Here is a 12,962-nt window from a genome sequence, read left to right on the forward strand (position 1 = left end):
TCGCGATGGTAAAATAGATTAGATATGAATGAGCAAATACAGCGCTTGCCTATACCTGCTAAGCGAAGGAGACCCGAATGATCAAGTGGCTGTTTATTAACCGGAGCATACGTACCAAACTCGTCTTGAGCAGCGTGTTCATCTCCCTGATCCCGATGCTCATTCTTTCCTTCCTGTTCTACAGGGCCAGCTCGCTTTCGCTAGAGCGCACGATGGTCAGGAGCGCCGACCAGAACGCTGAATACTTGTCCAATGACCTGGATCAGTTTTTCCGCAGCTTCTCTTCGTCGGCCTTGCAAGTCTATGGCTTCAACCAACTGGTCAACTTTATGCGTAACGGCGCCAACTACAACAATGCCGATATCTTTCAAACCAAAGATGCGCTCGACAACTACTATCGCCTCGTTCAAAGCAAGAATAAAGATGTGATCAAGATTATGATGTACGGGCAGGACAACAAGCTGAGGGATTCATGGTTGAGAGCGGCCAGCTACGATTCGATTCGGCTCGATGATTCCGTTCCCCATGCAGATCAACTGCTGGATTTGCCGTTTCAGCATGCCCGGATGTTCACTTATTTGGACAAGGAGCAGGGGGAACGGTTTTTCGTTTATGCGATCACGATTTATGACCCCTTCTATCGAAATAAATACGGTACGTTAGTTTTTTATACGAGGATGAGAGATTTCGTAAAGCAGATCGAAACCTACAATCGATCCCCCAACAATATCGTCCTTCAGAACGATCAAGGTGAAATCTTCTATCGCACGAACGATCAATTCAGTGAAGCGGTCCAAACCTACAAGCGCTCCGATAACTATGCTTCTTACGGCAAACGCGAGCTTCAATTCACGGACCGCCGTCAAGCACTGATCAGCACGTCCGCGCTTGACAACGGCAACGTCGGGCTAACGCTTCTATATTCGAGCAGCGAGCTCGCGGAGAATCGTAAAATTACGCTGTTGCTGACGGTAGGAGCATTTGCCCTCGTTATGCTCGTAATCGCGTTATTCTCATCGATGGCGCAGCAGTTTATTACGCGGCCCGTTCAGTCGCTCAGCAAGGCCATGCGGGCTGTCCGTAAAGGGGATTTCCATGTCACGCTTAAGCCGAGCCCGTGGCGCGACGATCTGTCCGAATTGACGAGAAACTTTAATTTCATGACCAACAAGATTCAAGAATTGATCGAGCAGGAATATCAGCTGCTCATTCGCAACAAGGAAGCGCAAATCATGGCGCTGCAAATGCAAATCAATCCGCATTTTCTATACAATACCCTTCAAACCATCGGCGGCAAAGCCGTCTTAATCGGGGAATATGACATTCATGAAATGTGCAGGGCGCTGGGTGATCTGTTCCGTTACAACTTCTACGAAGGGAATAGCGAGTCCACCATCGGTCTGGAAATGGTGCACCTGAAAAATTATTTATATATTCAGCAGCTTCGTTTCGAGGAATCGCTCGTAACCGAGTTCGATGTGGAGCATGCGCTGCTTGACTGCAGCGTCATCCGGTTCGTCCTGCAACCCATTGTAGAGAATGCGATTGTTCATGTGCTGGGTAAAACCGAGGACAGGCAGCTTCATCTGCAAATCGCGGCGGTGCAGCAATCGGATCGGGCCATCATTAAGGTGCGGGATAACGGTCCAGGTATAGACGCCGAGCAACTGGCTCGGCTTCGAGCGGTTCTGGAGCATAGGAACACCGAAGTATTCAGCGGCATATCGATCGGTTTGAAAAACGTGAACGAGAGAATTCGCATGTACTACGGCTCCGATTATGGACTCAGAATCGATAGCATCGAAGGCGAAGGTACGGAAGTGATTGTAACGATCCCCTACAGGAATAGAGGTATGCAGCATGTATAAGGTTATGGTAGTGGACGATGAGCCGTGGAGCCGCAAATCGATCAGCAAAATGATCAGCGAGCTTGCTCTGGACGTCGAGGTTATCGCGGAAGCGAGGCACGGCGAGGAGGCGCTTGCGCTGATCCCGATCCGAAGGCCGCATATCGTCGTGACCGACATGAATATGCCGGTATTGGACGGCGGGCAGTTTTTGGAAGCGCTTCATGAACGGTTCGGCGAAATCAAGGTAATCGTCATTAGCGGGTATTCGCAGTTCGAATATATGAAGGCGGCCGTCACGTATCAAGCCTGCGAATATGTGCTCAAACCGGTATCCGTTACGGATCTCGAGCAAGCACTCAACAAGGCGATCCAAGCTTGTAACACCTACATGAGCATTCAGCAGCAAATGCGGTTCAATCAGGAGGTTCGGCTTCTTAAGCGGGAGACCTTTCTGCAAACCGTTACAAGCCATCGGATTACGAATACGGCGGATATACAGCGGGAAGCGGGAGAGCTCGGCATTGCCGTGGACGGCGGTTTTCGGGTTGCGGTGTGCATGTTTCGGCAGTTCAGCGAGGTGTCCCGAACTAAATTTCACGGTAACGCGGATTTGTTCTTATTCAGTCTGGAGAATATCTTGTACGAAGTGATGCGGGAGGACAAGCTGCATGTCTATAAATCGGATGACCGTACGCGCATTTGCCTGCTCTTCCCGGCTGCTTCCTATGATGAGCAACGGGCACGGCAACTATTGCACGACTATCATGAAGCTGTCAGTAAAATGCTGCTCGTCGGCGTCGTAGCTGGGCTTAGCCGCACTTATACAAGGCTCGAAGAACTGCCTGCCGCGTATCATGCGGCGGGCGATGCGCTCCGAAATAATCGTCTGCTCGGGGAGTCATTCGCATTCTCGTCCGCTGAAAGCACGGGAGCGATCCAGCCGGTTGAGCTGCTGGGCTCTTTCGATTTGAAATCGATGAGGCAAGCGATCGGCGCGCATAATGCGAAAGACTTCAAGCGGCTGCTGAACGATTACTGCGAGAAAGTTGGCAGGCAGCCTAATGTCACCATTCGCCAGATCCAACGCGATTTGAGGCAGATGATGGAGCTGTCGATTTCCGAATTGAAGGGGATCGAGACAACGCAGACCGTATTGCTCGACGCTGACGAAGTGTCCCGCATCTTGGACGAAAAGGAGCTGCAAACGATCCTCGGCCTGCTTACTCAAGCGATTGAAGCCCATTGTGCGAGCGTCGGCGAGGCGGAGAATGTTCGCTCGGTTCGCCAAATCGCGCTGTTTCTGGATGAGCATTATTTTGAGGATTTCAGTCTTATCGACGTCGCGGCGCGGTTCCATATGGATGCCGCGTATTTGAGCAAGCTGTTCAAGAGCATCACGCGAGAGAATTTCACCGAATATGTCACGCGCAAACGAATGGAGAAGGCTTGCGAGCTGTTGAAATCGTCCGAGTGCAAAATCAACGAAATATCCGAGCTGGTCGGTTACGAGAATCAGCGATATTTCAGCCAAGTCTTCAAACGCTTTACCGGGCAGACGCCTTCCGAATACCGGGATGGAACGATTGGAGCTGCGGAAATAACAAAATATTGAACATTGCAAACACAAATTAATTCATTACGTGAAAAGTGGCCGACCGATAAGATAGACTCATGGACGAAACGATCGTCCTCGGACAATACAGGAAAAGGGGACTGGAAAATGAAAAAGAGTTTGGTCGGTCTGAGCGCCATCATCGCGATGCTTTCGCTGGCGGCATGCGGTAACGCGAACAATGATGCGTCGTCATCCGCGAACACATCTTCAAATGCATCATCGAATACAGCCTCGAATACGTCATCAACGGAGAACACTTCCAATGCGGCTTCGAACACGGCTTCGAACGACACAGCGTCGACTAATACATCGGAAGCGAGCACGGAACCGGTAACGATTTCGTTCATGCACTTCAAGAGCGACGTGACGGACGGCATTCAGAAAATCGTCGATCAGTTCGAAACGGCGAATCCGAACATCAAAGTCGATGTTCAGCCCGTGAAATATGACGACTATTACACCATTCTAAAAACGAAATTGGCTGGCGGAGACATCCTGGACGTGTTCACGTTGAACGCCGGCGCGCAGGCAAAATTGTTTGTGGACGGCGGTTACGTGGAGGATTTGAGCGGGCAGGAATTCCTGAACAATTTCGATGCGGACGTGCTGACTTCGCAGGCAACGGACGGAAAGAACTACATTATGCCGCTGAACGCCGGACCGATCGCCGTATTCTATAACAAGAATATTTACAGTGAATTGAATCTTGAAGTGCCGAGAACGTTCGACGCCATGATCGAGAATGCGAAGAAGATTAAATCGGCTGGCAAAACGCCGTTCGCGCTCGGCTGGAAGGATGGCTGGCCGCTCGGCATGTGGATCGGCCGCGATTTGCCGAGCAACACGGCGCTTGCCGCGAACCAGCCTGACTTCTTCGACAAGCTGGAGACGGGCGGCTCCAAATTCGCCGACAATCCGGCGATGCAAACCACGCTCGATCATGCCCAGCAAATATTCGATCTCGGCAACAAGGACCAGCTCGGCCTCGGCTACAACGACGTCGTTGACCTGTTCGCCAAAGGCGATGTCGGCATGATGTACATGGGCACTTGGCCGCTTGCGGATATTCAGAAGAAAAATCCGGACTTGTACAATACCGGCATCGGCTACTTCCCTTATCCATTCAGCAATGATGAAAGCTTGAACAAATTGGAGTTTAATCCGGATGCTTCGCTTGCGCTCGGCAGCAAATCCCAGCACAAAGAAGCGGCAATGAAATTCCTTGCATTCATGGCGAGCAAAGAAGGCGGAGACGCTTGGGTGAAGAATACGAACACGCTGAGCTACGTAAAAGGCGCAACGACCGACATCGCGCCGGCGTTGAACGATCTGAAGCCTTACTTCGATAACGGCCAGCTGTATAACTCGCAAGCCTACATGTCGAAAACGACGATCGACTGGACCGGTCAGCTCATCCAGCATCTACAGAAAATGTTCTTTAAGAAAGAGTCGCCGGAGCAAGTCATTACCGCACTGGACGACTGGGTGTCCAAGAACCATAAATAATGGAATCTCAGATGACGGCATAGGCGGCGCCTATGCCGTTATCTATAGGAAAGGAAATCGTCTATGAATAGCTTAAAGCGATCGATCCGCAGCGAGATGTGGTATGTGCTGTTTATACTCCCGGGGTTGTGTCTGTTTGCGTTTGCGGTGATCGTCCCGTTAGTCATTGGCGCGAAATATTCGTTCACGGATTGGGACGGCGTCGCACCTACCGCGAAATATATCGGCTGGGATAACTACGCGCAGGCATTGCGCGATCCTGACCTGTGGGCGGCGCTTCGCAACACGTTCAAGTACGCGATATTGGTAACGCTGCTTGTGAATCTCGTGTCGCTGCTGCTAGCCGTATTGCTGGACTCTTATTTGAAATTCAGAAAGGTGTTCCGCACGATCTTCTTCTTGCCCGTAGCGATCTCCACGGTGCTGTCGGCTTATATCTGGAGCTACAACTACAGTAACGGCCTGCCGAAGCTGCTGAGTTATTTCGGCATCGATATGACAAGTCCGCTCGGTAATCCGGATCATGCGATGACGGCACTGATCGTCATCTCGCTCTGGCAAGGGATCGGCTCTCCGATGATCATCTATATCGCCGGCTTGCAAGGCATTCCGGGCGAGCTGACCGAAAGCGCGCGGATCGATGGTGCCGGCGCGTTCGGCGCTTTCCGCCATATTACGCTCCCGCTGCTGGCGCCATCGGTCACGATTAATTTGCTGCTCGTGCTGACAGGCTCGCTCAAAGTGTTCGATCTCGTCTTCTTGACGACCGGCGGTGGTCCGGCCTTCTCGACCGAGGTGATCTCGACGTTTATTTACAACGTCTCATTTAATTCCGCTAAAGCGGGGTACGGTACGGCATTGTCGATGCTGTTCTTCCTCATTCTCGTCATCGTCACCATCGTGCAGCTGGCTATATTTAGAAGGCGGGAGGTGGATATGTAATGAAACTGACGCATGCGATCGTCCTAACGCTGATTGCCTTGCTGGCGCTTATATTCGTTTTTCCGCTGTACGTTGCGCTGCTCATGGCGCTGAAATCCGCGAAGGAAACCTTCGACTCTTTCTATGCGCTGCCGTCGACTTTGCATCTGGATAATTTCGTGCACGCCTGGAAGACGTCGAAGTATCCGTCCGCGATCCGAAACAGCCTGTGGGTGAACCTCATTTCCGTCGCGCTGATCATCTTCGTGTCCGCGCTTGCAGGGTACTCTATCGCCCGGCGGAATAAACCGATCTATAAATTTATCTATGTCCTGTTTCTTTCCGGATTGATGGTTCCGTTCCAGGTCATCATGCTTCCGCTGTATAAGATGGGCAAGATGGCCCATATGATCGATACGCACTGGGGAATCGCTTTGATTTACGGCGGCTTCGGCGTTCAGATGGGGGTGCTGTTCTATGCGGGCTTCATCCGGGGCATCTCGCTTGAGATCGAGGAAGCGGCGCGGATCGACGGTTGTTCGACGCCGGGCATATTTGCCCGAATCGTCCTTCCGCTGCTCAAGCCGGTCACCGCTACCGTCGTCGTGCTGAACGCGCTGTACATTTGGAACGACTTCCTGCTTCCGCTGCTGTATCTGCAGGATAAGGCGTATCGCACCATTCCGCTGCAGCAGTATTACTTCTTCGGACAGTACAGCAGCGATTTGAATTTGGCATTCGCTTATGCCGTAATGGGGCTTATTCCGATTATCGTGTTCTTCCTGTTCATGCAGAAATTTATTATTAAGGGCATCGCGGCAGGCGCCATTAAAGGGTAAAGAAGAATCATCATTATGGGAGGGACGTTCAGAATGAAACGAAGCTTTCAAGGATTGTTCGTTTTGCTGCTCATATTTGCGATGATTGGACCTATTAACGTTGCGGAGGCTAAACCTACCAAAGTATCCGTAGGACAGACGGGATCTGTCGTTACCGCTGACAACGGCACGATTTCGCTCACGTACGATTTGTCGACGGGGCGCGGCAGCTTCAAGAAAGGCAGTACAACGCTGATCTCGAATTTCTATTCCGATTATGAGCTGTACGGGACAAGCTCCCGCATTCATTCCTACGATCCCGGCAAGCGTTCGGCGAAGTGGGAGGCCATCGGCAATGACGGATATGGCAAGCATGGCGAGCGCATTACGATCAAGAGCGTGCTCGATTCCGGCTCGACTATCACGCTGCGGCTGACGATGTACGAGGACCAGCCTTATTTTCTGTCCGATATGACGGTGAGCAGTGCGGCCAGCCAAACGATCGACGTGCTGGAGCCGATTGCAGCCGACAATCTGGATATCGGCTCGGGCACGGACAAACGGATCTATACGACGCCTTATACGAATAACTATGATTTCGGCGTAGCGCCCGTTGACGATTTCGGCAAAAGCCAGAACGGCTATGACCGTCCCTACGGCGTAGAGGATCAGTGGAGCGCGTTCAACGGAACAAGCTACTGGGTTGCGGCGGTATTTGATAATACGGCGAAGAATGGCGTCATTGCCGGAGCGGCCACGACGAAAGCTTGGAAAAGCATGCAGCAGCTGGGCCAGGCGGCGGCACCGAACGGCCCGCTGACCGGCTTCTCCGTCTACAATGCCGGCGGCCAGCAGAGCGGCACTACGGTGTCGTCGGATGCATTCTTCATTGGGTATTTCGATGATTATGAGACGGGCCTCGAGACTTTCGGGGAAGCGTACGCCGTCCAAGAGCCAATGCTGCAGTGGAAAGGCGACGTACCGAGGGGCTACAACACCTGGTACAACTTCTACAGCCAGTACGCCACAGCGGACGCGATGTATGCGATGACGGATTACTTCGTCGCGCATCTGAAGTCGCTTGGCTACAATTACATGAACTTGGATGCCAGCTATCAGGGGGTCAAGGGGCAGGAGCAAATCCGGAATTTGAAGGATTACGTTACTTATGTACATGGCAAAGGCATGAAAGCGGGCTCCTATGAAGCGCCTTTTGCGATCTGGAATAAGCTGACCGATCTTGTACCGACGACGAATTATACGTTCGGCGATATCGCGCTGAAGGATACGAACGGCAATCCGATCATGTCCTATCTGAACACGCCGATTGTCGATGCGACGCATCCGGGCGGACAAGTCTATTTGAAGTGGCTGATGAATACTTATCATGTCGAGCCGGGCTTCGATTACGTCAAACTCGACTTTATTGATTTCGGGATGTATGAGGGCAGCTTCTACGACAAGAGCAAGAACGGGATACAAGCCTACCGGATCGGCATGAAGATCATGCGGGATGCGTTGATCGGCGCGCGGCAGAAGATCTTCATCGACGAATCGATCGCGCCTCTGCTGCCTTCGGGTTATGCACACGGCAGAAGAACCGGCTGCGATACGGTCATCGGTCTCGATGACGGCGCAGGCATCCGTTATTCCGGCATCGAGCGTCAAGCGTTCAATGCGGCAGCTTCGTGGTGGACCAATGGCACGTTATACCCTTATAACGATGCGGACATGTCGATGCCCGAAAATATCGTGCAAGGCGTCTATGGGAAAAGCACGTTGAATCAAGCAACGCTGCTAACGACTGCGATCGTGATGGGCGGCGGCCATTTGCTGATCGGCGACGACGTTCCGTTCGTTTCGGAAGACCGAATGAAGACGCTCGTCATGAACAAGGCGCTGCTGGACGTTGCGGATTTAGGCAAAGCGGCAAGACCGCTTAACATGACGAACTTCTATTTGAAAGGCGAGCATTCACCGGAAACTCTGTATCTGAACGATAAGAATGGGGACGTCATCGTCGGCATTTCCAATTGGGATATGAACAACAGCAAGCCGGTGGCTGTTTCATTCAAGGATCTGCATCTCAGCGCGGACAAGGCGTACACGCTCTCCGAGCTGTACAGCCAGACGACGCTGGGTTCGTATACCGGCAGTTATTCACGCACGTTAAGACCCGGCGAATCCGTTATGATTCGCATCTCGAGTAAAGGCTCGCACAGCAACCCGGGAGCACCTGTCAACTTGGCGCTCGGTGCAGGGGTTACAGCTTCGGCCTCCTCATCCTATGGGGCCGGCTACGAAGCTTCGAATATTATTGACGGCAATCTTTCAACCCGTTGGAGCGCAGGCTGGCCGGCGAATAATGATTTTGGCAACCAGTGGCTCGAGATCAACTTCGGCGCTCCGACGAGCGTCAACCGCGTGGTTGTCAGCGAGTACGGTTACGATAAGCAGGAATATGAAACATGGGCTTATGCGCTTCAGTATTGGGATGATGCTGCATCGCAGTATGTCGACCTGACCAAAGGGCTGACGCTCGGAGACAGAAGAGAGCTGGATTTCAAGACGGTCACGACTTCGAAAATCAGGCTTGATATGAAAACCAGCCACTGGCTCGACTCTGTGAACGAAATTGAAGCGTACAACATTCCGGGGAATACCGGTTCCGTCATCGCGCAGGACAGCAGCAACGGATCGTTCTGGAGTTATTCGGACATCCGCGGGCAAACGCAGAGAATGCAAACGTTCACGCTGACGAGCGATTCTTTGCCCAAGATGGATGTGTATTATTACGAAAGCTATGTCAGCAAAGTGCCGGAAGACAATCTGTATATCGACATTGTAGAGCTGGATAACAACATGAAGCCGGTGAAGAAGCTGTTTACCGCTGCCGTTCCGCCGTACAATCTCATGGGCTCCCCGCAGCCGTACTCGATTTACCCGAGACTGAGCGGACTCGATACGACGAAGAAGTTCGCATTTATCCTGCGGTCGCCGAATTCGCTGGATGACGGATCCACGGATAACAAATACGGCTTTGCCTATAGCGGCGACGTTTATACCGGCGGGATCGCGCAGTATTCCGGCGACGGAGGGCAAACCTGGTCGCCTCAGACGGATACGGATCTGATTTTCACGATCTATCAATAAAATAATTTACATCTAAGAGGAGTGATCGCTGTGCCGATCGGCTATTTGGAAGAAGACCGTATTTTCGCCATCCGCACCGCACGGTCATCCTATCTGTTCGGCATCAACGACAGCGGAACCGTGCAGCATCTCTATTGGGGGTCCCCGGTGCATGCCGGGGATTGCGCCGACTTGCTTCGAACGAAGCATCACAGCTCCTTCGATGCGGCGGTAGACCGCGAAACGGAAGAGTACGGGGGTTGGGGCGGCCTCTTGTACGCGGAGCCGGCATTAAAAGCAACGTTCGGCGACGGCGTGCGCGATCTGAAGCTGCGATATGAAGGTTACTCGATCGATAAGCCCGAGGAACTGGTCGTTCATTTGGCAGACAGCTCCTACGACCTTCAAGTAAATCTGCATTACAACGTGTTTCCCGAATTCGATCTGATCGAGCGACATATAACGGTAACAAACGGCGAGGCGTCGTCCGTTCGCATCGAGCAAGCAATGTCTGCCGTCTGGTCGCTGCTCGCCCTCCCCGAATACCGTTTGACGCATGTCACGGGTCGTTGGGCAGGCGAGTATCAATTGCGAACGAATGTGCTGTCCGAGGGGAAGAAGGTGCTGGAGTCCAGAAGAGGGTTTACGGGACCTCACGCGAACCCCTGGTTTGCGATCGACGACGGGACAGCCGGCGAAACGAACGGCGCTGTGTGGTTCGGCGCGCTCGGCTGGAGCGGCAATTGGAAAATCGTCGCGGAAAAAACGACCTTCGGACACCTCAGAATAACCGGCGGAATCAATGATTTCGACGGCAGCTTCACGCTCGCGCCGGGCGAATCCTTTACGTCCCCCGTCTTTACGGGCGGTTTCTCCGAGAATGGATTTGGCGAGATGAGCCGTAAGCTGCACCGCTATCAGAAAGCAGCGATTCTGCCGGGCTCGCGCGAACGCAAGGTGCTCTACAATTCCTGGGAAGCGACTGAATTCGCGGTAAACGTGCAGGATCAGAAAGCATTGGCGCGCAAAGCGGCGACAATCGGCGTCGAGCTGTTCGTCGTCGACGACGGCTGGTTTGGCGCACGGAACAGCGACCGGGCAGGTCTTGGCGATTGGCAGGTGAATCCGCAGAAGTTCCCGAACGGCTTAAACGAGTTGATCGCCGAGGTCAAATCGCTTGGCATGGATTTCGGAATTTGGGTGGAGCCCGAATCGGTCAATCCGGACAGCGATTTGTACCGCGCGCATCCGGAATGGGTCTATCAATTCCCGACGCGTGCCGGCTCTCAGCTGCGGAATCAATTGCTGCTGAACCTCGGGCTGCCGGAAGTCAAACAGTTCGTTCTCGATTTCATGACGGATTTGCTCGCTACCTACGATATCTCCTTCATTAAATGGGATATGAACCGAACGGTAACCGAGCCTGGCATTGCGGATGAGCGGCAGCAAAAGGAGCATTCGGACTGGATTCGCCATGTGAACAATCTGTATGATATATGGGGCGAGCTTCGCAGGCGGTTCCCGAACGTCGAGTTCGAGACCTGCGCGGGCGGCGGAGCGCGAATTGACCTCGGTATACTGCGTTACGCGGATCAAGCCTGGATCAGCGACAATACGGACGCGCTCGATCGGTTGCATATTCAAGAAGGCTTCACCTACGCATACGATCCGTCTGTCATGATGTGCTGGGTCACGGAGTCTCCGCATGGCATGAATGGAAGAAGGCTTCCGCTTTCCTTCCGGTTCCATAGCGCCATGATGGGTGGTCTCGGCATAGGCGCGAACATCGACCGCTGGTCGGAAGAAGAACTGGCCGAAGCGAAGGACTATGTGGAGCAGTACAAACGCATCCGATCGATTACGATGCACGGCGAGTTATATCGCTTATCGTCATTGCGGCATTCGAACGTTGCGGCATGCCAATACGTAGCCACAGACGGGCAAGAATCCGTGGTGTTTGCTTTCCAGAACGCGCAGCATTTTGGCGCTTGGGAACGCCGGCTTGCTCTGCAGGGCCTTGATGTGGAAGCCATCTATGAGGTCGATGCCGGAGACGAGCGGACGGTTGCGCTTCATGGCAGCTTCCTGATGCGGATTGGCGTGGCATTAGGATTTAAGGGTGATTGCCAGAGCCAAATGATTCACTTAAAGCGAATTCACTAGTGGGGAAGATGACCGATGCCAATCAGTGGTAAGCAAATCTACGAAAGCAGCTATAGAGGATGCCTCTCGCTCGTAGCCGAAAATGAAGCTATTCGAGTTGAGACTATCCCTGAGCTCGGGGGGAAGCTCGTTTCGCTCCTTTATAAACCAACGGGGAAGGAATGGCTGCTCGATGCGGGGGACCGACCTCTGCAGAAGCTGGATTACGGATCGAATTTCTGCGATGGCGATATGAGCGGATGGGATGAATGCTTTCCCACCATAGATGCCTGCGCGGCGGGGGAGGATGGCAGTCTGAATCTGCCCGATCACGGCGAGGTATGGGCGCTTCCATGGCAGGCGGAGCTGAGCGGCGATGCGATCGTTTGCGCCGTAGAGGGGAGACAGCTTCCGTACCGGCTGACGAGGACGCTGTCACTTCCGGGCGAGCGGCACCTAAGGCTGAATTATACCGTTCAGCATCTCGGCGGAGCGCCGTTTTCTTTTCTATGGGTTGCGCATCCCCAATTTGCCGTGGATGAGCCGACGCGGATTCTTACGCCGAAGTCGGTGCGAGAGATGACATGCGTTTACGGCAAGGCGGAACGCGATTTCATGATCCCCGATGTCTGGGCTTATGGGCCGGAAACGACAGGGGAGGGCACCAAATATTATTATAACGGGGCCGTTCCGGAGGGCTGGTCGGGTCTGCTTGGCATGAACAGCCGCGCCTATATGATCGTATCTGTTCCGAAGGACACTGTACCCCACTTAGGAGTTTGGATCGATCAAGGTAAATACAACGATCGGACTACCATTGCCTTGGAGCCCGGAATTGGCTATTACGATTCGTTGGAGCGGGCGGAGCGCAATGGCACGGCAGCCCGTTTGCGAGAAGGCGAAAGTTATAGCTGGTCCGTCGACATCCTGCTTGGACATGGGGATTGGCGGGAATGAGAAGATGAACGGCCCCGGATG

The 12,962-nt window shown here is 53.1% G+C and carries 8 protein-coding genes; all 8 read left to right on the forward strand.

Going from position 1 to position 12,962, the window contains the following annotated elements; translation table 11 throughout:
• Positions 1–77: 77 nt before the first annotated feature.
• The 8 genes from BM412_RS00280 (at position 78) to BM412_RS00315 (ending at position 12,941) form a co-directional block, all read left to right on the forward strand.
• Positions 78–1,868, forward strand: a complete 1,791-nt coding sequence (locus BM412_RS00280) for a sensor histidine kinase (RefSeq protein WP_091212296.1) — start codon at positions 78–80, stop codon at positions 1,866–1,868.
• Positions 1,861–3,462: a response regulator gene (locus BM412_RS00285; RefSeq protein ID WP_091212299.1), complete on the forward strand. Its 1,602-nt coding sequence runs from the start codon at positions 1,861–1,863 to the stop codon at positions 3,460–3,462. Before BM412_RS00280 ends, BM412_RS00285 begins: the two co-directional genes overlap by 8 nt.
• A gap of 108 nt (positions 3,463–3,570) precedes the next feature.
• Positions 3,571–4,971, forward strand: a complete 1,401-nt coding sequence (locus tag BM412_RS00290) for an ABC transporter substrate-binding protein (RefSeq protein WP_091212301.1) — start codon at positions 3,571–3,573, stop codon at positions 4,969–4,971.
• A gap of 63 nt (positions 4,972–5,034) precedes the next feature.
• Positions 5,035–5,913, forward strand: coding sequence for a carbohydrate ABC transporter permease (locus BM412_RS00295; protein ID WP_091212304.1), 879 nt, complete (start codon positions 5,035–5,037; stop codon positions 5,911–5,913).
• Entirely contained in the window at positions 5,913–6,731 is an 819-nt protein-coding gene (locus BM412_RS00300; RefSeq protein ID WP_240548348.1) for a carbohydrate ABC transporter permease, read from the forward strand. The genes BM412_RS00295 and BM412_RS00300 overlap by 1 nt, the downstream gene beginning before the upstream one ends.
• Positions 6,732–6,764: 33 nt before the next feature.
• A complete protein-coding gene (locus BM412_RS00305) occupies positions 6,765–9,863 on the forward strand; it encodes a discoidin domain-containing protein (protein ID WP_091212307.1) in 3,099 nt (1,032 codons plus the stop codon).
• A 30-nt stretch (positions 9,864–9,893) separates the two neighbouring features.
• Complete coding sequence (locus BM412_RS00310) at positions 9,894–12,005, forward strand: alpha-galactosidase (protein ID WP_091212310.1); 2,112 nt, start codon at positions 9,894–9,896, stop codon at positions 12,003–12,005.
• A 15-nt stretch (positions 12,006–12,020) separates the two neighbouring features.
• Positions 12,021–12,941 (forward strand): aldose epimerase family protein, encoded by a 921-nt coding sequence (locus BM412_RS00315; RefSeq protein WP_091212313.1) that lies wholly within the window; start codon positions 12,021–12,023, stop codon positions 12,939–12,941.
• Positions 12,942–12,962: the final 21 nt, after the last annotated feature.

The sequence above is a fragment of the Paenibacillus sp. BC26 genome (assembly GCF_900116125.1).
Lineage (GTDB): Bacteria > Bacillota > Bacilli > Paenibacillales > Paenibacillaceae > Paenibacillus_Z > Paenibacillus_Z lignilyticus.